This window comes from Pseudomonas sp. PS01300, assembly GCF_029960155.1.
Lineage (GTDB): Bacteria > Pseudomonadota > Gammaproteobacteria > Pseudomonadales > Pseudomonadaceae > Aquipseudomonas > Aquipseudomonas palmensis.
This window is the reverse complement of the sequence record NZ_JASCPN010000017.1, coordinates 40291-61418: the sequence shown is the minus strand read 5'-3', so window position 1 is coordinate 61418 and position 21128 is coordinate 40291. Positions and strand designations below refer to the sequence as shown.

Below are 21128 nucleotides of genomic sequence, written 5' to 3'. Positions count from 1 at the left end.
CGGCCTAGTTCCAGTCGTGACGCTGTGGCTTGGCTCCGTTCAAGGCCCAGTTGCCCACCAGGTGGTACTTCCAGCGCACCGGGTCGTGCAGGGTGTGCACGCGGGCGTTGCGCCAGTGCCGGTCGAGGTTGTGGCGCACCTGGGTGGAGCGCGTGCCGCCCAGCTCGAACAGGCGGTTGCTGGCCTCGATCGCCGCTTCGGTGGTCAGCACCTTGGCCTTGGCCACGGCCACCGAGGCCTGGGCCACCGAGTCCTCGTCGGGGGCCAGGCTGGCCCGGTCGAGCACCTTGCCGGCGCGCTCCAGCAGGGCCTCGGCGGCTTCCTGGCGAATCTCCAGCGCGCCGATCTGCACGATGGTCAGCGGGTCCTGGCTGGCCTGCTCCACGCCCGCATCGATCCACGGGCGGGCCTGCTCGCGGATGAAGGTGATGGCGTCGTCCAGCGCCGCACGGCCGATGCCGGCGTCGATGGCGGCGGTGGTCAGTTGCGCGAAGGGGCCGGCCAGGGTCGGGGTTTCGTACGAGCGGTAGGTGGGAAACAGGTTGAACGCCGGCACGATCAGCTCCTGCGCCAGCACCGTGCCGCTGGAGGTGGTGCGCTGGCCGATGTTGTCCCAGTCATCGACGATCACCAGGCCCGGGGTATCGCGGCGCACGAAGGCCAGTTGCGAGCGGTCCTGCGCGTCCAGCGCCAGCACCCCCAGCCAGTGCGCGTACAACGAGCCGGTGCAGTAGCCCTTGCGCCCGTCGATGCGGTAGCCATCGGCATGGGGCACGATGCGGGTCTGGATCTCCTTGACGTTCTTGCCGCCGGTTTCCGACAGCGCATTGGCAAAGCGGTGCCCGGTCAGCACCAGGTCGAAGAAGAAGCGCTTCTGCTCTTCGCTACCCTGCAGGCGGATGTCTTCGAGCAGGCAGTAGTGGTTCTGCGGTATCTGCCCCAGCGAAGGGTCGGCGGCGGAGATGATCGCGATCACTTCGGCCAGGGTGGCGAAGGACACCTGCGCCCCGCCGTATTGTTTCGGTACGGTGATGCCCCACAGGCCGCTGTTGGAGAACGCATCCACCACGTCGGCCGGGACCTGGCGGCTGCGGTCGCGCTCGGACGCGCCTTCGCGCAGCAGCGCGGCAACCCGATGGGCAATGGCGATGGCTTCGGCATCGTCACGGATGACGTGGGCATCCGGCTGGCGGATGTCGTAGTGGGCAGAAACAGGGGTGGCAGTCATGGTCTATCTCGATGAGTACACAGAGTCACCCGTGAGATAGCACAACCCATGCCACTTGAATTTCACCTATAAATCAATTAGTTACGTACAACATAAAGCGACATGGCTGGATGCACGGCAACAAAGTGTTGGCCAACTGTTCGCAGTGCAACAGTACGACAGCGGTCAGTTGCTCCCCGTACACCGCGCGCCTATTCGCAGTAACGGGCAGGCATGAAAAAACCGGCTGCTGCGAGCCGGTTCCCATGCAGTACCGCCAGCCTCAGCCGCCGCTGGCTGCCACGCTCTTGCGTTCAGCCACGAAGAACAGCGGGCGAATCCGCACCCCCACCACGTTGCCGGCATACGCCGCCACCAGCCACAGCCAGCCATGCACGCTGCCCGAGGCGATGCCGCTGAAGTACGCGCCGATGTTGCAGCCATACGCCAGCCGCGAGCCGTAGCCCAGCAGCAGGCCGCCGATCACCGCGGCCAGCAGCGAGCGCATCGGAATCCTCAGGCTCGGCGCGAAGCGCCCGGCCAGGCCTGCTGCCAGCAACGCACCCAGCACGATGCCGATGTCCATCACCGTGGTCACGTCCTCCCACAGCGGTGCAGCCAGGGCCTTGGCGTTGCCCGGCATCTGCCAGAACGCCCAGCTGCCCACGTCCACGCCCAGCCCGCTCAGGGTCTTGGCGCCCCACAGGGCGAACGCCGAGGTGATGCCCCACGGCCGGCCCGCCAGTGCCAGGGTCGCGTAGTTCAGCAGCGCCAGGCCGATCGCGCCCCACACCAGCGGCCACGGGCCACGCAGGAAGCGACGCAGGCCCTCATGCTGGCTGCCTGCCGGGGCCTCGAGGGCGCCGTGGCGACGCTTCTCCAGCACCACCGTGCCCCAGGCGATCAGGCCGAACACCACCAGGTTAAGCACCAGCGCGGGGGCCACGCCAAAGGTCTGCACCACGGAGGTGGCCGGGAACGACGGCAGCGCGAACCACCAGTCGGCGTGGTGGGTTGCAGTTACCGAACCGATGATGAAGAACAGCAGCGTCACCAGCATGCGCGCGTTGCCACCGCCCACCGTGAACAGGGTGCCCGAGGCACAGCCGCCGCCCATCTGCATGCCGATGCCGAAGATGAACGCACCGAACACCACCGACACCCCGGCCGGCGCCACCAGCCCGGTCACCGGCTGGCCGAACAGCGTGCCGGCGCCCAGGGCCGGAAAGAACAGCAGCACGGCGATAGCCAGCATCACCATCTGCGCGCGCAGGCCGGCGCCACGGCGCTCATTGATGAACACCCGCCAGGCGGACGTGAAGCCGAACGCGGCGTGGTACAGCGTGAGGCCCAGGGCGGCGCCGACGATCAGCAGCAGCACCTGTTTGATGCCCACGCTGGCATTCAGAAAGACGGCGCCGACCACCAGCAATGACAGCGCAACCAGTGGCGCGCCGAGACGGCGCTCAGGCGCCGCGGAGAGAGAAAGACCCATGACGATACTCGGATATAGACGGAACAGGCCGCGAGTATACCGTCACCAGCCACCGTGCGGGCTCACGGATAGAACAGCGGGTACATCGCAAGCGCCAGGGTCGAGGCGCAGGCATGCATCGCCATGGGCACCAGCAGGCCGCCGGTTCGGATCCGCGCATAGGCCAGCATCAGGGCGAGGATGAACAACAGCACCACGGTCGACCTGAAGGTGTACTGCAGGTGGATGGCGGCAAACGCCAGGGCGCTGACCACGATCGCCACCACCGCCCACAGCGGCTTGCGGAACGGGAACAGGTTGAGCAGAAAATGCCGGAATGCCAGCTCTTCGCCCAGGGGGGCGAGCACGATGACCATGCTGGTCAGCAGCACGCGATCGGCCAGCGAACCGGCACCGAGCAGGGTCATGAACTGCAGCATGAACGGCTCGGCGGGCTGGTCGACCAGGGCGGCGTAGTTGTAGGCCAGCAGGTAGACCACCACCACGCTGGTCAGGCCAAGCCAGAGGGCCTTGTAGCTGAAGTTGGCCCCCCTGAAGGCATGCCCGGCCAGCGGGTTGCGCCGCAGCAACAGGTACAGCCCGCCGATGGCTGCACACGCCACCAGGTGGGCGCCGAACAAAGCCAGGGTGAAGTCCAGGCCACTGCCGAACAGAAAGGCGCCGGCGAACTGCGCGGTGAAGTACAGCAGCAGACCCAGCAGCGCGAGGCCGATGCGCTTGCCGGCGGTGCTGGCGATGTAAGGGGTGGTCACGGGACTTCCTTGTACGGGGTTGTTCACAGCGTTCTCCTTGGCGGGGCGCGCATTATGGCGAGTTCGCGGCTGCTGCGCAGCCCATCGCCGGCAGCCGGCTGCTACAGACTAAGCGCTCAAGTAGATTCACATCTGGATACATCCGGCCATTTGCCATTCCCCTCGCCCTCTGTTTGCATCCGCGCTCTCTCCCCGTGCAGACAAGGAAATCACCCCATGAAAACCCTGGTAGTCGGTGCCAGCAAAGGGCTGGGCAAGGCCCTGATCGAAGGCCTCGGCGAGGCGGGCGACACGCTGGTCGGCGTGTCGCGCACACGCCCCGACGGCATCGCCGCCAAGGCCGGCGTGCAGTTGAACTGGGTCGAAGCCAACCTGGCCGAGCCGGCCAGCGCCGCGCACGCCATCGCCCAGGCTGTGGCAGAGCACGGCCTCGACACGCTGATCTACAACCTCGGCATCTGGGAAGAGCTGGCCTTCGACCCGGCCTACGACTTTCTCGGCGACAGCGACGCGCAGGTACAGGCCATCGTCAGTTGCAACATCACCGCCACCCTGCTGCTGATCAAGCGCCTGCTGCCCACCCTGTTGCGCAGCGCCACCCCGCGCATCATCCTCACCGGTTCCACCTCCGGCCTGCCCCAGAGCGGGCGCCCCGAGGTGGCCTTCGGCGCCTCCAAGTTCGCCCTGCGTGGCATCGCCGATGCGCTGCGCGAAGGCTACCGCCAGCAGCGCCTGGCCGTGACCTGCCTGAACCTGGGTTACCTCAACACCGAAGACCCGCTCAGCACGCCCCGCGACGTGGCCGAACAACGCGGCGAAGGCCAGCTGATCCCCGTGCACGACGTGGTGCAGGTGGTGCGCATGGCGCTGAGCCTGTCGTCGGCCAGCTACGTCAAGGAGCTGACCTTGCCGGCCCTGCTCGACGAGCGCTTCTGAGCGCTGATCAGCACGCTGGATAAAAACCGGCGAAAGCGCCATCCTTCCCGCCTTTGACGCGCAGCCTGGCTGCGCCCACCGTTATGTGAAGGACCTTTTTCATGCAGACGCTCAACGACACCGACTTCGAGTTCATCGAAGACATCCTGCTGCAGTATGGCGATGACCATTCGGTGCTCAACGCCTCGGAACTGGACGGCTACCTCACCGCGCTGGTGTCCGGCCCGGCGCCTGTGGCTATCGACGAATGGTTCCCGGGGATCTTCGGTGGTCGCCAGCCGGAATGGGAAAGCGCTGCAGACTGCCAGCGCTTCGTCGAGCTGGTGACCCTGCACGCGAACAACCTGGCCGAGCGTTTCTCGCCGCGCTTCGAAGAGACCGAGCACAACGGCCAGCCGCTGACGCTGGCCGAAGAGTGGTGCTTTGGCTACCTGCGCGGTGCAGGCCTGGCCAACTGGCCGGCCTTGCCGGCGCAGCAGCAGGTGGCACTGGATGTGATCGAGACCTGTGCCGCACAGGACAACTTCGAACTGCCCGCCGACCTGGATGTGGCGCTGCATCGCCAGCGCGTGGCCGCCATCGAGCCCGCGGCGCGGGCGTTGCAGGGGTACTGGGCGACGCAGCGCTGAAGCGGGCGGCGGCGCCGCCCATCGCGGGTCGAGCCCGCTCCCACAGGTTCGGCGCAGTTCCTTGTGGGAGCGGGCTTGACCCGCGATGACGCCAGCACATACCCCAACAATCCGGAGCAGTGCATGCCCACCACCCTCACCGCCGCCTTCCCCCACCACCTGGCCCGCGAAGTCCAGGACCTGGCCCGGCACCTCGACCTGCCCAACGGTGACCAGGGCATCGCCGTCACCCTCGACGGCGAACCCCTGACCCTGCCCTACCGCCTTCACCTGCCGGCTGCCGATACAGCCCGGTCACTGATCCACGCCTGCCTGCTCACCCGCCACCCCGACGGCCACGTGCGCGAGCGTTACCTGCAGCAGATCATTCGGGCACCAGAGACGTGGGTCATCCCGTTCGTGTTCCAGCTCACCGGCGAATACGTGATCGAGCTGCTGGCGCTGTGCGAGGCCAACCTGTCGACCCTGGACGCCAGCGCCTACGGCCGCTTCTTCAACGACAACCCCGCCTACTTCAGCCTGACCCGCGCACGCATGGTCAGCTACTGGGACTGCTACCACCGCAGCCGCCACCCGCACCTGCGCAGCTACGTGGGCACCCGCCTGTTCCGCGCCTTCAGCGACTTCACAACGACCACTTCACGGTGAACATCACATTGCGCGGCTCGCCGAAGATGTTGGCCCCGGCCGGGTTGCTGATGCTCTGGTAGTAACGCTTGTCCGCCACGTTGTTGAGGTTGGTCTGCAACGTCACCGCCGGCGTCACGCGGTACTGGGTCATCAGGTCGACCACGCTGTACCCGCCCTGCTTCACGCTGTAGCTGGTATAGGTGCGGCTCTGGGTGCGAAAGGCCCCGCCCACGCTCCATTGATCGAGGTCGCCCGGCAACTGGTAGCTGGTCGCCAGCTTGAACAGGTTGTACGGCGAATCACTGTCGAAGCGGTCACCCTTCTGCGCCGAGCCGGTCGCCTTCACATACTCGGCCGCCGCATAGGTATAGCCGGCCGACGCCTGCCAGCCCGGCGCCAGTTCGCCGCCCAGCTCCAGTTCCAGGCCGCGGGTACGAATTTCGCCGGCCGCCTCGTAGCAGGCATCCATGGTCGGGCAATCACCTGCCGGCAACGACTTGGCCAGGTTCTCCTGGTCGAGCTGGAACAGCGCGAAACTGGCGTTCAACGCGCCACCGAAGTACTCGGCCTTGAGCCCGGCCTCGTAGTTGGTGCCGGTTACCGGCGCCAGCAGGCCACCGCTGCTATTCTGGTATTCCTGCGGCTTGAAGATGCGCGTCCAGCTGGTGTAGACCGAGTAGGTGTCGTTCAGGTCATAGATCAGTCCCGCATACGGGGTGACCTCGCGGGTGGCCTTGTAGTCGGCGCCGAAGGCGTAGGCCCCGACCTCGGTGTGCTGCTGGTACTCATACCAGTCCAGGCGCGAGCCGAGGATCAGCTTCAGGTCATCGCGCAGGTTGAAACGCACGGCGGTGTAGGCACTGGACTGATCCACCTTGCCCTTGCGCGACCAGTTGTAGTCGATGGCCGGCCGGGGCACGTCCTTGTAGTGGAAGTTGTTGGGGTCCACGACATAGTTGAAGCTCGCATCCGGGCCGCCGCCAGGGCCGTCGTCGGTATCGTCGCGGCGGTAGCTCGCCCCCATCACCAGTTCATGGGTACGCCCGAACAGGCTGAACGGCCCGCTGGCATAACCATCGATACTCTTCTGCGTATGTTCGTAGGAGTAGCGCCCCACATTCAGTTGCAGCTCGTCGGCGGTCGGGTCCAGCCGGTAGTAGCTGCTGCCCAGCATCTCGAGGTTGGCCTTCAGCCAGCTGGCGCTCAGGCGCAGGCGCCAGTCGTTGTCCAGGCGATGTTCCACCTCGGCGAACACGCTCTTGTTGGTCTTGTCCCAGTAGGTCCAGTCGGGGCTGAAGCGCGACGAGCGGGAAATGTCGAGGAAGCTGCCATCGGCATGGGTCGGGCTGCCGTTCCAGTCCGCGCCGGGGTTGTCCTCGCGGTTGTAGTAGCCGCCCAGGGTCAGCGTGGTGGCGTCCGACAGGTCGAATTCAGTGATCCCGTACAGCAACTGGCGCTGGTTGCTGTAGGCATCGGTAAAGCTGTTCTTGTCCTGGTAGCTGCCCACCACTCGCCCGCGTACGGTACCGGCATCATTGAGGCTGCTGCTGGCGTCGATTTCGGTACGGTAATTGTCCCAGCTGCCGGCTGCCGCCGTGAGGGTGATCTGCGGCGCCAGCGTGGGGCGCTTGCGCACCAGATTGAGGGTACCCGACGGGTTGCCCGAGCCCACCATCAGGCCGGAAGCCCCGCGTACCACCTCCACCCGGTCGAACATCGCCAGGGTCGCGGTGCCCAGGGTGTCGCTGTCGTAGGCGATGGGCAGGCCGTCGACCATGATGTTGTCGATGGCCGCACCGCGCGAGTAGAACTGCGGGCGCTCGCCGCCGGTCTTGCGCAGGGTCAGCCCCGGCGTGTAACTGGCGATGTCGTCCAGGGTCTGCATGTTCTGGTCGTCCATGCGCTGGCGGGTGACCACGGTCACCGACTGCGGGGTTTCCCGGGCCGAGGCCTTGAACTTGGTGGCCGTGGCCATGCTGGCGGTGGTGTAGGAGCCAGTGTTTTCCGTGACCTCGCCCAGCGCACTGCCGGTGATGCTGGTGGCACCCAGTTGCAGCGCATCACTGCTGTCGGCCTTCTCCAGGGTCAGGGTGCCGTTGTCGGTCACGCGCAGTTGCAGGCCGCTGCCCGCCACTGCCTGGCGCACCGCTGCCTCGGCGCTCAGTTGCCCGTTCACCGCCGCGCTCTGGCGCCCGCGCAGCAGCGCCGGGTCCACCACCAGGGTGCTGGCGCTTTGCCGGGCGATCTGGCGCAGGGCCTGGTCCAGCGGTTGCGCCGGCAACGCATAGCGCTGCATGGCTGGGTCCGCCCAGGCGCGGTTCAGGTCGAGGGAGCAGGCAGAAACGGCAACCGCGACAGCCAGTGCCAGGCGCGCGGGGCTCAGGAGTTGGGGACGCATGTGAAGGGCTTTCCTCGCAGGAAGTGAATGGGCGTTTCCTGCTATGTCCAGCGAGCCGAAAAAAGCCTTCACCCTGGCGGAATGTTTTTTCAGCGCAGGTCGATCAGGGTGATCGGCCCAAACGCCTCGACACTGATCGGCAGCACCTGCGCCAGCGATTGCAGGGCGCGGTCGCTGTCGTCCAGCGGGAACACCCCGAACACGCGCAGTTGCGCCGCCGCCGGGGAAACCCGCAGCACGCCGTAGCGGTAAGGGCGCAAGGCATCGATCACGCTGCCCAGAGACGCGTCGTCCACCTCCAGGCGACCTTCCATCCAGGCATCCAGGCGGCCTTGCTCATTGCCCAGGGGCGAGAGTGCATCGTCGGCAAAGCGCAGGGTCTGCCCGCTGTCCACCACGATGCTCTGCCCGGCGCGGTTACGCACCTGCACGCTGTGCTGCTGCACGCTGACGGCACTGCGCTGATCCAGCGTGGCGACACTGAAGCGCGTGCCCAGGGCCCGCACCCGGCCTTGCGCAGTGACCACCTCGAGGGGGCGGTGCGGGTCGCGGGCCACCTGGATGTTCAGCTCGCCGTGGCGCAGATGGATCACCCGGGCTTCGGCACTGAACGCCACCTCCACGGTGGTGCGCGCATTGAGCAGCAGCACGCTGCCGTCAGCCAGTTGAATGCGCCTGCGCTCGCCGGTGCCGCTGTAGTGGTCGCTGAACACGGCGTCCAGTGGCATGCGCCGTTGCACCGTCAACAACGCCGGCAGGCCCAGCATCAGCAGCAAGGCGCTGCCGCCGCGCAGCAACCGGCGCCGCTGCAGCGACAACCCGCTGCTGCGCAGGGCGCGCGTGGCCGCACTGGCGCTGCCGGGCACTTCCAGCAAGGGGTTCAAGGGTGTGTGGGTGGCCTGGGTAACCGCCTGCCAGGCCTGGCGATGGCTTGCGTCCAGCGCCTGCCACTGCTCGAAGGCGTCGCGGTCGGCTGCCGTCGCCGCCCCCGAGCCCAGGCGCACGCTCCATTCGATGGCTTCGCGCACCGCCGGGGTCAGCGCTGCCAGGCTGCGGCCGCTCACGTGCCCGCGCCCAGTTGTGCCAGGTAGCAATGGGTCACGGCGCGCCGCACCCAGCGCTCGACGCTGCTCAACGACACCTGCATCTGGTCGGCGATCTGCTGGTGGGTCAGGCCCTCCAGGCGGTTGAGCAGAAAGGCATGGCGCACCTTGGCCGGCAACCCGGCCAGCAAGGCATCCACCGCCTCCAGCGCCTCGCGCAGCACCGCCAGGGTTTCCTCGCACGGCGCCACCGGCTCGGGCAGGTTGGCCAGCGCTTCAAGGTAGGCGCGCTCCAGCTCGCCGCGACGCCAGAAGGTGTACAGCACCCGCTTGGCGACCATGCACAGGAACGCCCGCGGCTCGTCCAGCTGGCCCAGGTGCGGCGAAGTCAGGGTACGCAGGAAGGTGTCGTGGGTGAGGTCCGCGGCATCGGCGTGGGAATTGAGCCGACGGGCCAGCCAGCCGCGCAACCAGTGATGGTGTTCGGCGTACAGCAGGTGCAACGGGTGCTGGGCGGACGGGCGCGGGTTGGACATGCGAGGGGCACACTAATGGTAATTGTTCGCATTCTTATCCCTCGCCCTGGGATTTGCAAGCCGTGCCCTACTCGCGGCAACTGGGCGAGCCGCCCCAGCGCATGTTGCGAATGCAGAAGTAGCGGTCCTTTTTCAGGGTCACGGGGGCGATCGTGCAAGGCAGCACCGCCGGGTCGATCTCGATCGACATCTCATCGGCCGCGTAGCGATCGTCATCGAATTCGATCACGCAGGTGCCGTCCTCCTGCGCCCGCTCGGGAAAGCGCAGGCCCTGTACCACCTGATCGCCCATCTTCACCCGCAGCGGGCTCGGTGCCGATGAGCTGCACGCCTTGAGGGCAGGATGGTTGACGGTTATCCACAGGGGGTAATCGCCGCCTGTGCGGTCAGGGAACAACGGAATGAACAACAGCGACTGGTAGGTCGACTGACCGTGATCCACCACCTTGAGCCACAACGGGCTGGCGTTGCAGGTGGCGCCCAGCGACGCGCCGTAGCGCAGCTTGGGGTCGGTGTGGTCCTGCCAGCCGCCCAGGCGGTCGGGCTTCCAGTCATGACCCCATTTGTATTCGGTACAGCCGCCCAGGGTGAGCAGCAAGCACAACAGCGTGGCGATACGGTGCACGGTGAAGTCCTTCCTTGGTGGAGCATCCATCGGGAACACATTGTCGGGGCCAGGCGCCTCGCCGGCAAGGCCGGCTCCTGCACGGCTCAGCCGCGCTGGAAGCAGCCCGGGGTGATGCCGACCACTTTCTTGAAGGCCCGGGTCATGTGGCTCTGGTCGAAGAACCCGCAACGCAGCGACGCCTCGGCGATGCCCACGCCACTGCGCAGCAACTGCTGCACCCGCGCCACCCGCGTCTGGATCTGATAGCTGTGCGGCGATACGCCCACGCTCTTCTTGAACACCCGTATCAGGTACAGCGGATCGAGCCCCACCCACTGCGCCAGGTCGTTCAGCGCGATGTTCTGCGCGTACTGCTCGTCGAGCATCTGCCGCACCCGTCGCACCACTTCGCGTTCGTCGGCCACCGCCCGGGGCTGCGGCCCGCCGCACCGCTCGAACAGCTGGCTGACCAGGTGCAGCAGCACGCTCTCGCGCTCAAGGCTCGAACACGACTGCTCGATAACCTGATGCTGGTGCAGGAAGGCCTGGGCAAAGCCCATGTCGTGGGTCAGCGCCTGCTGGAACAGGTGGATATGCCCGTCACCGAAACGCCCCTCGAACACCGCACGGTTGAGCCACTGCGGGTCGAGGTAGAGCATGCGGTAGCTCCAACCCTCGGCGCTGCCCGGCACGCCGTCGTGCATCTCGCCCGGGGTCAGGGTGACGATGCTGCCGGCGGTGCCCAGGTGCTGGGTGCCACGGTAGAAGAGCTTCTCCACGCCCGCGCCGATCACCCCCACCGCGTAGCGCTCATGGGAATGGCGGCCGAAGGCCCGTGCGCTGTAGCGCGCCGCCAGCAATTCACAGCCCCCTTCGGGGACGCGCCAGAAGCGCGAGAAGTCCTGTTGCTCCATGGCCTGTCCAGTTTTGTGCAATACGCGCGCAAGGCGGGTGGATAAATTTGCCCGACTTCTTCGCAACAGACCAGAGAAAACCATGCAGTCATCCAACGGGGTCACCCTCTCCAGCAACCGGGCCATCGTCGAACTGACACTGGGCGGGCTGATGCTCAGCCTGTCGGCGCTGGCGGTGGCCTTCGCCCATATCGGCGCCGGGGGCGCGGGTTTCTACCGGATGCTGATCGCCTCGGTGCTGTTCTACCTGCTGCTGCGGGTGAGAAGGCAACCTGCTCGCCTGGCCCACCCCAGGGCTCGACGCTACACCGCCCTGGCCGGCGTGTTCCTGGCCATCGACCTGATCCTGTGGCACCACAGCATCTACATCGTCGGGCCGGGCATCGGCTCGATCCTGACCAACTGCCAGGTGTTCTTCATGACCTTGCTCGGGCTGTGCCTGCTCAAAGAGAAACCGTCGCTGTATTTCGTCGCCTCGATCAGCCTGGCCTTCGTCGGCCTGTACCTGTTGCTGCTGCCGGAGATGGGCAGCGCGCTGGGTATCCAGGGCGTGGTCTATGGCGTGCTGTCGGGGCTGGCCTATGCCGTGTGCGTGTACTACCTGAAAGTCACCACCCAACTGCCCCAGGGCGGCGGCGACAAGATCGCGCAGATGCTGCACCTGAGCCTGTGGGCGGCCGGGGTGATGCTGGGGTACGCGCTGTTGCGGGGCGAGAGCCTGGCCATCGCCGACCAGCAGACCTTCTACATGCTGGTGATCTATGGCGTGCTGGTGCAGTTCGTCGGCTGGTTGCTGGTCAACCGCTCGATTGGTGCCATCAGCCTCGGGCTGGCAGGGCTGATCCTGCTGCTGGAGCCGGTGATCACCTACTTCATCGACGTGGCGTTTCTGGACAAGGCCAGTTCGGCCATGCAGATCACCGGCGCGCTGGTGACGGTGCTGGCGGTGTACATTGGCTCGATAAAGCCGCCGAGCAAGGCCCCGGCGCTGAGCGAGCCGGCCTGACACGGCGCTCGCGCAGCTGCTGCCTGAGCACATGCAGGGGCGGTGCGTAGAGGAAGCCGAACGACACGCTGTGCCTGCGCCCCTTCACCGCGTGGTGCATCAGGTGTGCGTGGTACAGCCGACGCAGATAGGGGTGGCGCGGCCTGGGGCGCGCGGGCCAGTGGCGGTGCACGATGCCGTCGTGCACCAACACGTAGATCAGCCCGAACCCCGCCACCCCGGCGCCCACCCACTGCAACGGGTCGTGGCCGGCATTGCCCAGCACGATCAGGGTGATCGCGGCCAGGGCCAGGATCAGCAGGTAGATATCGTTGGTTTCCAGCGTGCCCAGGTGCGGTTCGTGGTGCGAGCGATGCAGAAACCAGCCCCAGCCGTGCATCACGTACCTGTGCGCCAGATAACCGACACCTTCCATGGCGACCAGGGTGCAGAGAAAAATCGCGAAGTGGGCAATCATGGTCGGTACGGGGTTGGGAAATGACGGTGTCAGGGTATTTGATCGGCGGCCGATGGTCCATGCCCACCGGTAGCCAGGGCCAGCATCTGCATGGCCGGCGCCACTGCCTTGAGCAGGCGCTCACGTGCGATCCCGTCGCGGGCCTGCACCGACAACCCATGCAGCAGCGTGGCAAAAAAATCGCCCAGCGATTGCACATCGACCTCGGGTTTCAACTCGCCCGCCTCGGCCGCCTGCTGCAAGCGCTGAATGATCGACAAGGTTTTTTCGCGGCGGTGGTCGGCCAGCCATTCACGCACGGCGTCGTTGTCGGCCGAGCAGTTGGTGGCTGCCGACACCACCATGCAGCCCAGTGGACCCGCTGGGCGGGTGTACAGGTCGACGGCATCGAGCAACAGCCGCTCGATGGCCTGGTAGGCCGTGGGTTGCTCGCTCAGCGCCTGGGTCGAAAATGCGCCCTCTTCGCGCTCATACAGCTCGATGGCCTCCTTGAACAAGCGCTCCTTGGAGCCGAACGCGGCATAGATGCGCGCCGAAGCGATACCCAGCGCAGCCACCAGGTCGCTCATGGACGTGGCTTCGAAACCGCGCGCCCAGAACACATCCCGGGCGGTGCGCAACGCGGCTTCACGGTCGAACTGGCGTGGTCGGCCTGCCATCTCGATAGTCTCCAACCAGGAATGAAGGCGGCATTATCCGTAATTGTTTGTCGAAAGACAAAGAATACTTGACGACGCGCAGGCTGCATCCTTATTGTTTGTCGATCAACAAACAATAGGAGTTCCACATGATTACGTTGAAAGGCCCCAGCCTGCATCTGGCGCAATTCAGTGCCGAACAGGCACCGTTCGACTCACTGCCCAACATCGCCCGGTGGGCTGCGCACATGGGCTTCAAGGCGTTGCAGATACCGGCCTGGGACAAGCGTCTGTTCGATGTCGAGCTAGCCGCAAGCAGCCAGGCCTACTGCGACGACATCACCGCCATGCTGGCCGAACACGGGCTGGTGATCAGCGAGCTGACCACGCATCTCTTTGGCCAGCTGGTGGCGGTACACCCGGCATACGACGCCTTGTGCGACAGTTTTGCACCGGCCCACCTGCAGGGCGACCCGGCTGCCCGCAGTGCCTGGGCGGTGCACCAGCTCACCTGCGCGGCCATCGCGTCGCGGCGCCTGGGCCTGAGCGACATGGGGACTTTTTCCGGTGCACTGGCGTGGCCGTACGTCTTTCCCTTCCCGCAACGACCCGACGGCCTTGTTGAAACAGCCTTCGCCGAGTTGGCCAGGCGCTGGCTGCCGGTGCTCGATACCTGCGCCGAACAGGGCATCAACCTGTGCTTCGAAATTCACCCCGCCGAAGACCTGCACGACGGCGCAAGCTTCGAGCTGTTTCTCGAACACGTCGGCCACCACCCGCGCTGCAAGATGCTGTTCGATCCCAGCCACCTGATCCTGCAGCAACTCGACTACCTGGCGTTCATCGACCACTACCGGGACTACATCCGCATGTTCCACGTCAAGGACGCCGAGTTCCTGCCCACCGGCAAGCAGGGCCTGTTCGGCGGTTATCAACCCTGGCTCAAGCGCGCCGCACGCTTCCGTTCGCTGGGGGACGGGCAGGTCGACTTCAAGGGCATCTTCAGCAAGCTGGCCGAATACGACTACAGCGGCTGGGCCACGCTGGAGTGGGAGTGCTGCCTGAAAAACCAGCACGATGGGGCACGTGAAGGCGTGGCGTTCATCAACCGGCACATCATCCAGGTCACCGACACGGTGTTCGACGACTTCGCCGGTACCCCGGTGGCGCCGGCGGTCATCGCCAGGATGCTCGGCCTTGAAGGCAACCCTGTCGGGGAGCTGCAACGATGAGCACGCACACTCACCATTACGCCCATGTGCACGGCCTGCGCCTGCACTACGTCACCCAGGGCGAAGGGGCACCGGTACTGCTGATCCCCGGCTGGCCACAGACCTGGTACACCTGGCGGCACGTCATGGCGGCCCTGGCCGACAACGGTTACCAGGCGATTGCCGTGGACCTTCCCGGCATGGGGCTTTCCGACAAGCCGCTGGACGGCTACGACACCGGCACCTGCGCCGCCCGCCTGCACGCGCTGATGGGGCAACTGGGGCACGAACGCTATGCCGTGGTGGGCCACGATGTGGGCATGTGGGTGGGGTATGCCCTGGCCAGCGATTTTCCGGGGGTGGTGAACCGGCTGTGCCTGAGCGAAGCGGTGATTCCGGGCCTGGCGCCGGCGCCGTCGATCTTCGCGCCGCCGGAGCAGAACATCTTCCTGTGGCACTTCATGTTCAACCAGTTGCAGGACCTGCCCGAGGCGCTGATTACCGGGCGCGAAGCGCAGTACCTGAGGTTCATGTTCGAGAAATGGGCTGTGCGCCTGGATCGGGTGGCGGTGGATACCTATGTGCAGGCGTACTCGGCGCCGGGGGGCTTGCGTGGCGGGTTTGCCTACTACCGCGCGATACCCGAAACGATTCGCCAGAACCAGCAGCGCGGGCAGGTGCCACTGGGCATGCCGGTGCTGGCGATCGGGGCGCAACTGGCAACCAATGATGCGCCGCGGGTAACCCTGGAGGGGCGCGCCGCCACGTTGCAGGGCGCGATCATCGAGGGCTGCGGGCACTTTGTGACCGAAGAGGCGCCCGAGGCATTTGTCGGGCACCTGCTGCCGTTTCTGCGCTGAGGGTTGCGGCGCGGCCTTCGCCAGCAAGGCGCGCGCCTGTCATCGAGCGCGTGCCATTGCCGGCGAAGGGCGTTCAAGGCGCCTGCAATGCCTCCAGCTCATCCGCGCGTTCGGAGGTCATGCGCAGGCGGCAGCCACCACCATTGAGGATGTCCATGGTGCCGCCGGTCTGCGTGAAGTAGAAATCGCAGTTGCTGTCGATGTACTTGATCCACGCCCGCTGCGCATCCCGGAGCTTGCCCTGCTGCACCGGCCCAAACGCGGCCATGGCCTTCTTGTAGACCTGGTTCAGGCGTTTGTCCTGGCGGGCGATCTCGGCGTTGTTGCATTCGTTCATGCTCACCGTGGTGTTCGCGGTGTCCATGCAGGCCTTGTACGCCACCGAAGTCTTGTCCTGCGCCAGCGCCAGCGGCGCAACTGCCGCCAGCGACAGCACCGCAACCCCCATCATCCGCTTGATACTCATGGCTTGCCTCTCCTGTTCTGACTGCCTAGGGCGCACAGGCTCGCATGACCTGCTCGCGTAACCAATGGTGCGCCGCTTCCTTTTTGCGTCGCTCGTGCCACACCTGCTGAAAGGCGAACGCGCGAATCGCCAGCGGCGGCTCGAAACAGCGCAACCCACGCAGCGCCTTGATGTTCTGCACGCTGCGCCGCGCCACGGTCAGCACCAGGTCGGTACCCACCAGCACGTCGCTGGCCGCCGCCCAGTGCGGCAACGCCAGCACCACCCGGCGCTGCTGCCCCAGCGCCGCCAGGGCCTGGTCGATCTCGTTGTCGGCCCCGGGTCGCATCGCCACCAGCACATGGGGGCGCGCCAGCCAGGCGGGCAATGTCAGCCCGCCACGGGCCGGCAGCGTGGCGCGGTCGGCCACACACACGAACCCCTCCTCGAACAGCGTGGCGGCCTGCAACGGCTCGGCCAGGGTGGGGAATACGCCCAGCGCCAGGTCCACCTCGCCATCGAGCAACTGGCCGAGCATCGCCTCGCGGCTGCCCTGGCTGACCACCAGGTCGATGCCCGGTGCGGTCTCGCGCAGGCAGCGCATCAGGCCCGGCAGCACCACCCGCGCGCCATAGTCCGACATCGCCAGGCGAAAGCTGCGCCGCGCCCGCGCCGGCTCGAAGCCGGGGCTGCCCAGCAGCGCATCCAGTTGCTGCAGGGCATCCTGCAACGGCGCCGCCAGTTCCAGCGCACGCAACGTGGGCTGCAGGCGGCCCGCACGGCGCACCAGCAGCGGGTCCTGGAAGATCTCGCGCAACTGCGCCAGCGCATGGCTCACCGCCGGCTGGCTGCGGTGCAGTCGCAAGGCCGCGCGCGAGACGTGCTGCTCGGCCAGCAGCGCATGCAGGGTCAGCAGCAGGTTGAGGTCGATACGGCGCAGATCATCCATGTGGCGAATAGCCCCTGTGCACAATTCGAATTTCCATCAGTGAAACAGATAACCAAGACTGTACCAAGCCCTCCATAGCCAGAAGGAAACCACCATGAACCTCAACCTCGCTGTCGCCATACCGCTGCTTGTCGCCCTGCTGGCCGGTGCCGCCGTGCCGTTCCAGGCCGGTGCCAACGCCGCGCTCGGGCGCCTGCTCGGGCACCCGCTGTGGGCCACGTTGATCTCGCTGGCGGTGAGCGTGCTGATGGTGCTGCCAGCCCTGCTGCTGATGCGCGCACCGCTGCCGCAACTGGCCAACCTCGGTCAGGCGCCGTGGTGGGCGTGGCTGGGTGGCGTGGCCGGGGTGGCCTACATCACCGCGGCGCTGATCCTCACCCCGCGCCTGGGCGCGGCCGGCTTCATCGTGTGCGTGATCGCCGGCCAGGTACTCTCGTCGCTGATCATCGACCAGTGGGGGCTGATGGGCCTGCCATCGCGCCCGGTCAACGGCCTGCGCATCGCCGGGGTGGCGCTGATCATCGTCGGCATGCTGGTGGTGCAATGGGGCACCCGCGCCAACCGTTGAGGGCTCACCAGGGGTGGGTGCGCTCGAACACGTAGCCGTGCTGGGGGAACGCATTGAACAGGATCACCCCCAGCACCACCAGCAACAGCAGCCAGTCGACAACGCGCAGACGCGGCACCTGGCGCACCTCGCGCCGGTCACGACAGTGCAGCGCCTGCCCCAGGGTCATCAGTACGAAGGCGCCGATCCACAGGTAGTACCCCACGCCCAGCGCGGTGAGTTGCACGAAATCATAGGACTGCGGCGTGTTGTCCGGCACCGTGCTCACCACCAGGAACGACAGCCCCAGCAACAGCGCCAGCACCGACAGGCCCAACCCCACCCGCGGCCACCAGCGATGGGCCAGCAGCGCCAGGCCGAAGACCGGGTTGGCAAACCAGCCATAGATCTGGAACGGGATGCCCCACAGCCCGTACACCAGCAACCATACCGAACTCATGTGGGCACCGTTGTCGGTGTAGTAGGCATTGAAATACAGGCAGGCCACGTACAGCACCAGGCTGAGCGTGAGGTAATGACGTTTCACAGGAGTGTCCGCAGGTCAGATGGAATTGGAGGGTATTGCCGGGGCCGGGGGCGTGACATTGGCGCCGCTGCCCACGCTGAACGAGAACGCCGCCGTGGCATAGATCGCCGCCACCAGCACCCAGGCCAGCCAGCCCTGGCCCGGCCCGCCCGGCGCCTGCCGGCGGTTGAGAAACTGGCCGGCCACGTATGCCGCCAACGCCAGCAACCACAGGTAGTAGGCGCCCAGCAGGTTGGCCTGGCCATTGGCCTTGCGCGGCACCAGCGCGCTGTCGCCCCAGCCGATCACTGGCAGCCACTGCGCCGCCAGCACCAGTGCCGCGACCGCCGCCAACAGCGACAGCAGCGGCCGGTTGCGCCGCAGCATCAGTGCCAGGCACAGCAGCGGGTTGGCCCACCAGGCGCTGCCACCCAGCCAGCCGAGGGTCAGCACATGCATGCCGCGCATGGTCACCTCGCTGACCGGCACGGCATCCAGAAACAGGCTGCCCAGGTACAGCGCCAGGCTCAGTACCACGTAATGCCGCTTGAACAGTGCCAGCATCTAGTTGACCCCGAGTTCGCAGTCGTCGCAGGCCGCTGGCGGCTCGCCGAGGTTCATGTAGACCGGTCGCGCCGGCGCGACGGTGGCCTTGACGAACGACAGTGGAATGGTCAGCACGATACCCGCCACCAGCACCCAGTGCAGCCAACCCAACGCTGGCTGGGTAAGCCTGGGCTGGCGCCGGTAGCGGTGCTGGCCGATCACGAACGCCAGCATCGAAGCCAGCCACAGGTAGTAGCCGGTGCGCACGTCAGGCCCGCCGTGGGGCGCCGGCGGGATCGGCGACCAGTCGGTCCAGCCCAGCGCCAGGGCCGAGCCCGCCAGCAGCAGTGCGCACCAGCCCAGGCGGTAAGCGGTTTTGGGGTCTTTGCGGTGGGTTGCGAAGGCGCCCAGTAGCAGCGGGTTGGCGAACCACAGGCCGCCGGCCAGCCAGCCCATCGACAGCGCGTGCATGCCGCGCAGCACCGAATCGTGCCCCCAGGCGCAGGCCTCCGGGTACAGGCAGGCGAGGTACAGCAGCAGGCTCAGCAAGCGGAAATCGAAGCGCACCAGTAAGTCCATTCAGCCGGGTGGGAAGCGGGGCGCGACGATAGCCCATCGCCTGCCCCGCTGTCCAAGTCATTCAGGCCGATTCGAGCAGCAGCCCGTACAACGCCGAATCCGACACCTCGCCGGCGATGCACCAGCGCTCGCGCAGCAGCCCTTCACGCTCGAAGCCCATGCGTTCGAGGGTGCGCGCCGAGGCACCGTTGCGCGGGTCGATCTCGGCCTCGAGGCGGCGCATGTTCAGGCCGATGGCAAGGTACTCGACGAACAGCTCCAGCGCCTCGCCCATGTAGCCCTGGCCCTGGGCGCTGCTGGCCAGGCAGTAGCCGATTTCGCCGCGGCGCGACTCGGCGTCGATGTTGAAAAACTGGCACATGCCCAGCAGCAGGTCGCTGCCCTGCGGGTAGATACCCAGCTTGAGGCTGCGCCCGGCCAGGTAGGCGGCGCGGTCGGCCAGCAAGGCCACTTCGGCTTCGTCCAAGGTCTGCCACGGCCCGTGGTGCCAGTAACGCATCACCTCGGGGTCGGCCATGATCCCCAGCCACTGCTCGGCATCGCGGGCCTGCATGGGCCGCAGTTGCAGGCGCGGCCCGTTCAGGCACAGCGCGGTGTCGAAAGCTTCAGGCAAACTCATGAAATTACTCCTGGTGGGTGAACCTGCCACCACGCCACCACGCCCACCGTTACCAGCAGGACCGCGGCCTGGGCCAGGTTGAATTCGTAGAGCCGGTGCAGCGTCACCCACGGCTGGCGCCACGCCGGGCCGCCTTCCTGTGGTGGCTGATACGGCAACAGGCCAAGCAGCCCGACAGCGAAGTAGCCCGTCAGCGCGACGATACCGGTCCACGGGTGGGTACCGGCCAGCATCGGGTAGATCGGCAGTGCCAGCAGCAGGCGCGGCACGCCATGGCGCAGCAGCAGACGCTCGCCATCGGGGTTGAACCGACGCGGGATCAGCCATTCGCTCAGGCGCAGGTCCAGCGCCAGCAGGCTCGGCGCGGTCCACAGCCAGAAGCGCATGAACACCGCCGACAGTTGCACCGTCAGCAGCGAGCCCACCACGGCGGCAATCAGTACATTGGAGGGGTGCGCGAAGAAATCCGGCCCCGCCAGCCACAGCACGATCACCAGCACCATGCAGCTCATCACCCGCAGGTAGCTGCGCGGGTGCAGCGGGCGCGGCGCCAGCCTGCGCCAGAAGTACAGGTCTCGGTGCGGCACCTGGTCGAGCAGTTCGGGGTAGTGGTAGAGCAGGGTTTGCGTCAGGTGCTCACAGGCTTCCCAGTCGGCCTCGCTGAAGCCCTGGGCCAGCGCCACCTGCTGCTTGAACTCGAGGTTGCGCAGCAGCAGGTAGGCCGCATTGCCCTCGGGGTTGGTGTGCCAGTGCCACTGCTCGGCCAGGGCCTGCTGGCGGGCGAACCAGGTATCGCGACGGCAGCGCTCGTTCAGGCCCTGCCACAGGTGCGCGGGCCGGGGGCCACCGTCATCGTCGCTCCAGTTGAAGTAGCCGCACACGCGTTCGAACAGCGCGGTGCTGCTGCCGGGGTGATCGTGAAGCAGCTCCAGCAGCATGGCCTGGAACTGCTCGCGGCGGTCGAAGGGCTCCAGCCAGGCCTGCCCGCCCCAGTGCTGCAGGCTGGCGAAAAACGCCTGTTCGTCGCCCGCCTGCAAATAGTGCTGCAACTGCGCGTGGCAGGCTTGCCAGAGGCTGCCCAGCAGTTCGTCGCCCTGGTACGCGCCGATCGGCACCGCCTGCCAGGGGGTGAACCAGCCACGCCTCGGCACCGCCCAGTGCAGGATGGGCAGGCGCAGGGTTTCGTCATCCAGGCTGCGCTGCAGCAACTGCTGCTCGAAGGCCGCCTCGCACCCCAGTTCACCGGCCTGGCGCCACAGGTTGTCGAGCTGCGCAGGGTCCAGCCCTTCGAGCAGCGCGCGGGCCTGTTGCTCCCTGGCGGGTGTGGGTTCGATGTCGACGTGCACCGCCGCGGCCTGCGGGGCTGGCACATCGGCCGATTCCAGCGCTGGCGCTGCATCGTCCTCGTGTGCCCAGCGGCTGCGCGCCAGCGCCTGTTCATAGGCCTCGCGCAGGCGCTGGAAGGCCTCGGGGTCCTCGTCGGGGCGGTGCACCTTGAGCAGGCGCGCATACTGGCGCCTGATACTGCGTTCATCAGCGCCCGGGGCCAGGGCCAGCACGCTCCAGCAGTCTTCGATCACGTCACTCATTGCCGCTCC

At 66.7% G+C, this 21128-nt stretch carries 24 protein-coding genes; 7 read left to right on the top strand and 17 right to left on the bottom strand.

All coding sequences use genetic code 11. The features are described 5' to 3' along the window. Positions 1 to 4: 4 nt before the first annotated feature. From QMX96_RS11465 to QMX96_RS11455, 3 genes are all read right to left on the bottom strand, one after another. Positions 5 to 1228: an SfnB family sulfur acquisition oxidoreductase gene (locus QMX96_RS11465; RefSeq protein ID WP_229589529.1), complete on the bottom strand. Its 1224-nt coding sequence runs from the start codon at positions 1226 to 1228 to the stop codon at positions 5 to 7. A gap of 262 nt (positions 1229 to 1490) precedes the next feature. Next, complete coding sequence (locus tag QMX96_RS11460) at positions 1491 to 2702, bottom strand: YeeE/YedE family protein (protein WP_054916313.1); 1212 nt, start codon at positions 2700 to 2702, stop codon at positions 1491 to 1493. Positions 2703 to 2764: 62 nt separating this feature from the next. Beyond that, the gene (locus QMX96_RS11455) at positions 2765 to 3454 is read right to left on the bottom strand and encodes a type II CAAX endopeptidase family protein (protein WP_052504326.1); all 690 of its coding nucleotides are present in this window, start codon (positions 3452 to 3454) and stop codon (positions 2765 to 2767) included. A gap of 216 nt (positions 3455 to 3670) precedes the next feature. Between QMX96_RS11455 and QMX96_RS11450 the strand changes: the two genes are divergently transcribed. From QMX96_RS11450 to QMX96_RS11440, 3 genes are all read left to right on the top strand, one after another. Beyond that, the gene (locus tag QMX96_RS11450; RefSeq protein ID WP_282361810.1) at positions 3671 to 4390 is read left to right on the top strand and encodes an SDR family oxidoreductase; all 720 of its coding nucleotides are present in this window, start codon (positions 3671 to 3673) and stop codon (positions 4388 to 4390) included. Positions 4391 to 4491: 101 nt separating this feature from the next. After that, positions 4492 to 5019, top strand: coding sequence for a UPF0149 family protein (locus tag QMX96_RS11445; RefSeq protein ID WP_282361809.1), 528 nt, complete (start codon positions 4492 to 4494; stop codon positions 5017 to 5019). A 123-nt stretch (positions 5020 to 5142) separates the two neighbouring features. Next, positions 5143 to 5667: a hypothetical protein gene (locus tag QMX96_RS11440; protein ID WP_100633011.1), complete on the top strand. Its 525-nt coding sequence runs from the start codon at positions 5143 to 5145 to the stop codon at positions 5665 to 5667. Here the strand turns inward: QMX96_RS11440 and QMX96_RS11435 are convergent. From QMX96_RS11435 to QMX96_RS11415, 5 genes are all read right to left on the bottom strand, one after another. Continuing rightward, positions 5645 to 8047 (bottom strand): TonB-dependent receptor, encoded by a 2403-nt coding sequence (locus tag QMX96_RS11435; protein WP_282361808.1) that lies wholly within the window; start codon positions 8045 to 8047, stop codon positions 5645 to 5647. The genes QMX96_RS11440 and QMX96_RS11435 overlap by 23 nt on opposite strands. A gap of 89 nt (positions 8048 to 8136) precedes the next feature. After that, the gene (locus QMX96_RS11430) at positions 8137 to 9111 is read right to left on the bottom strand and encodes a FecR domain-containing protein (protein ID WP_058541394.1); all 975 of its coding nucleotides are present in this window, start codon (positions 9109 to 9111) and stop codon (positions 8137 to 8139) included. Next, on the bottom strand, positions 9108 to 9626 hold the full coding sequence (locus QMX96_RS11425; RefSeq protein WP_043864428.1) for a sigma-70 family RNA polymerase sigma factor: 519 nt from the start codon (positions 9624 to 9626) through the stop codon (positions 9108 to 9110). Before QMX96_RS11425 ends, QMX96_RS11430 begins: the two co-directional genes overlap by 4 nt. 67 nt (positions 9627 to 9693) lie before the next feature. Then, the gene (locus tag QMX96_RS11420) at positions 9694 to 10281 is read right to left on the bottom strand and encodes a hypothetical protein (RefSeq protein ID WP_282361807.1); all 588 of its coding nucleotides are present in this window, start codon (positions 10279 to 10281) and stop codon (positions 9694 to 9696) included. A 56-nt stretch (positions 10282 to 10337) separates the two neighbouring features. Then, the gene (locus tag QMX96_RS11415; RefSeq protein WP_058541391.1) at positions 10338 to 11147 is read right to left on the bottom strand and encodes an AraC family transcriptional regulator; all 810 of its coding nucleotides are present in this window, start codon (positions 11145 to 11147) and stop codon (positions 10338 to 10340) included. An 82-nt stretch (positions 11148 to 11229) separates the two neighbouring features. Between QMX96_RS11415 and QMX96_RS11410 the strand changes: the two genes are divergently transcribed. Further along, positions 11230 to 12153, top strand: a complete 924-nt coding sequence (locus tag QMX96_RS11410; protein WP_054916306.1) for a DMT family transporter — start codon at positions 11230 to 11232, stop codon at positions 12151 to 12153. Here the strand turns inward: QMX96_RS11410 and QMX96_RS11405 are convergent. Together QMX96_RS11405 and QMX96_RS11400 are read right to left on the bottom strand one after the other, a co-directional pair. Beyond that, a complete protein-coding gene (locus QMX96_RS11405; protein ID WP_282361805.1) occupies positions 12065 to 12610 on the bottom strand; it encodes a sterol desaturase family protein in 546 nt (181 codons plus the stop codon). The genes QMX96_RS11410 and QMX96_RS11405 overlap by 89 nt on opposite strands. Before the next feature lie 29 nt (positions 12611 to 12639). Next, a complete protein-coding gene (locus QMX96_RS11400; RefSeq protein WP_043864423.1) occupies positions 12640 to 13269 on the bottom strand; it encodes a TetR/AcrR family transcriptional regulator in 630 nt (209 codons plus the stop codon). A gap of 128 nt (positions 13270 to 13397) precedes the next feature. On the opposite strand from QMX96_RS11400, the gene QMX96_RS11395 reads away from it, so the two are divergent. Together QMX96_RS11395 and QMX96_RS11390 are read left to right on the top strand one after the other, a co-directional pair. Next, positions 13398 to 14480 (top strand): sugar phosphate isomerase/epimerase, encoded by a 1083-nt coding sequence (locus tag QMX96_RS11395; RefSeq protein ID WP_116052875.1) that lies wholly within the window; start codon positions 13398 to 13400, stop codon positions 14478 to 14480. Beyond that, complete coding sequence (locus QMX96_RS11390; protein WP_116052872.1) at positions 14477 to 15319, top strand: alpha/beta hydrolase; 843 nt, start codon at positions 14477 to 14479, stop codon at positions 15317 to 15319. The genes QMX96_RS11395 and QMX96_RS11390 overlap by 4 nt, the downstream gene beginning before the upstream one ends. A gap of 73 nt (positions 15320 to 15392) precedes the next feature. Here the strand turns inward: QMX96_RS11390 and QMX96_RS11385 are convergent, their stop codons facing one another. Beyond that, complete coding sequence (locus QMX96_RS11385) at positions 15393 to 15785, bottom strand: lysozyme inhibitor LprI family protein (RefSeq protein ID WP_078479919.1); 393 nt, start codon at positions 15783 to 15785, stop codon at positions 15393 to 15395. A 25-nt stretch (positions 15786 to 15810) separates the two neighbouring features. Next, entirely contained in the window at positions 15811 to 16713 is a 903-nt protein-coding gene (locus tag QMX96_RS11380) for a LysR family transcriptional regulator (protein WP_100633007.1), read from the bottom strand. 94 nt (positions 16714 to 16807) lie between these two features. On the opposite strand from QMX96_RS11380, the gene QMX96_RS11375 reads away from it, so the two are divergent. Continuing rightward, positions 16808 to 17281 (top strand): DMT family transporter, encoded by a 474-nt coding sequence (locus QMX96_RS11375; protein ID WP_054916300.1) that lies wholly within the window; start codon positions 16808 to 16810, stop codon positions 17279 to 17281. Positions 17282 to 17285: 4 nt separating this feature from the next. Here QMX96_RS11375 and QMX96_RS11370 read toward each other — a convergent pair whose 3' ends face one another. From QMX96_RS11370 to QMX96_RS11350, 5 genes are all read right to left on the bottom strand, one after another. Beyond that, the gene (locus tag QMX96_RS11370) at positions 17286 to 17807 is read right to left on the bottom strand and encodes a hypothetical protein (protein ID WP_043864417.1); all 522 of its coding nucleotides are present in this window, start codon (positions 17805 to 17807) and stop codon (positions 17286 to 17288) included. 15 nt (positions 17808 to 17822) lie between these two features. Next, positions 17823 to 18350, bottom strand: a complete 528-nt coding sequence (locus QMX96_RS11365) for a hypothetical protein (protein WP_078479916.1) — start codon at positions 18348 to 18350, stop codon at positions 17823 to 17825. After that, positions 18351 to 18899, bottom strand: a complete 549-nt coding sequence (locus tag QMX96_RS11360) for a hypothetical protein (protein ID WP_054916297.1) — start codon at positions 18897 to 18899, stop codon at positions 18351 to 18353. It abuts the gene before it with no gap. 73 nt (positions 18900 to 18972) lie between these two features. Next, positions 18973 to 19530 (bottom strand): GNAT family protein, encoded by a 558-nt coding sequence (locus QMX96_RS11355; protein ID WP_043864414.1) that lies wholly within the window; start codon positions 19528 to 19530, stop codon positions 18973 to 18975. After that, entirely contained in the window at positions 19527 to 21119 is a 1593-nt protein-coding gene (locus QMX96_RS11350; RefSeq protein WP_282361804.1) for a J domain-containing protein, read from the bottom strand. Before QMX96_RS11350 ends, QMX96_RS11355 begins: the two co-directional genes overlap by 4 nt. Positions 21120 to 21128: the final 9 nt, after the last annotated feature.

Excerpts from the sequence above, each read along its gene's own strand:
- QMX96_RS11465 (WP_229589529.1), bottom strand. The coding sequence starts at position 1,228 with ATGACTGCCACCCCTGTTTCTGCCCACTACGACATCCGCCAGCCGGAT.
- QMX96_RS11460 (WP_054916313.1), bottom strand. The coding sequence starts at position 2,702 with ATGGGTCTTTCTCTCTCCGCGGCGCCTGAGCGCCGTCTCGGCGCGCCA.
- QMX96_RS11450 (WP_282361810.1), top strand. The coding sequence starts at position 3,671 with ATGAAAACCCTGGTAGTCGGTGCCAGCAAAGGGCTGGGCAAGGCCCTG.
- QMX96_RS11445 (WP_282361809.1), top strand. The coding sequence starts at position 4,492 with ATGCAGACGCTCAACGACACCGACTTCGAGTTCATCGAAGACATCCTG.
- QMX96_RS11440 (WP_100633011.1), top strand. The coding sequence starts at position 5,143 with ATGCCCACCACCCTCACCGCCGCCTTCCCCCACCACCTGGCCCGCGAA.
- QMX96_RS11435 (WP_282361808.1), bottom strand. The coding sequence starts at position 8,047 with ATGCGTCCCCAACTCCTGAGCCCCGCGCGCCTGGCACTGGCTGTCGCG.
- QMX96_RS11425 (WP_043864428.1), bottom strand. The coding sequence starts at position 9,626 with ATGTCCAACCCGCGCCCGTCCGCCCAGCACCCGTTGCACCTGCTGTAC.
- QMX96_RS11420 (WP_282361807.1), bottom strand. The coding sequence starts at position 10,281 with ATGGATGCTCCACCAAGGAAGGACTTCACCGTGCACCGTATCGCCACG.
- QMX96_RS11415 (WP_058541391.1), bottom strand. The coding sequence starts at position 11,147 with ATGGAGCAACAGGACTTCTCGCGCTTCTGGCGCGTCCCCGAAGGGGGC.
- QMX96_RS11410 (WP_054916306.1), top strand. The coding sequence starts at position 11,230 with ATGCAGTCATCCAACGGGGTCACCCTCTCCAGCAACCGGGCCATCGTC.
- QMX96_RS11405 (WP_282361805.1), bottom strand. The coding sequence starts at position 12,610 with ATGATTGCCCACTTCGCGATTTTTCTCTGCACCCTGGTCGCCATGGAA.
- QMX96_RS11400 (WP_043864423.1), bottom strand. The coding sequence starts at position 13,269 with ATGGCAGGCCGACCACGCCAGTTCGACCGTGAAGCCGCGTTGCGCACC.
- QMX96_RS11395 (WP_116052875.1), top strand. The coding sequence starts at position 13,398 with ATGATTACGTTGAAAGGCCCCAGCCTGCATCTGGCGCAATTCAGTGCC.
- QMX96_RS11390 (WP_116052872.1), top strand. The coding sequence starts at position 14,477 with ATGAGCACGCACACTCACCATTACGCCCATGTGCACGGCCTGCGCCTG.
- QMX96_RS11385 (WP_078479919.1), bottom strand. The coding sequence starts at position 15,785 with ATGAGTATCAAGCGGATGATGGGGGTTGCGGTGCTGTCGCTGGCGGCA.
- QMX96_RS11380 (WP_100633007.1), bottom strand. The coding sequence starts at position 16,713 with ATGGATGATCTGCGCCGTATCGACCTCAACCTGCTGCTGACCCTGCAT.
- QMX96_RS11375 (WP_054916300.1), top strand. The coding sequence starts at position 16,808 with ATGAACCTCAACCTCGCTGTCGCCATACCGCTGCTTGTCGCCCTGCTG.
- QMX96_RS11365 (WP_078479916.1), bottom strand. The coding sequence starts at position 18,350 with ATGCTGGCACTGTTCAAGCGGCATTACGTGGTACTGAGCCTGGCGCTG.
- QMX96_RS11355 (WP_043864414.1), bottom strand. The coding sequence starts at position 19,530 with ATGAGTTTGCCTGAAGCTTTCGACACCGCGCTGTGCCTGAACGGGCCG.
- QMX96_RS11350 (WP_282361804.1), bottom strand. The coding sequence starts at position 21,119 with ATGAGTGACGTGATCGAAGACTGCTGGAGCGTGCTGGCCCTGGCCCCG.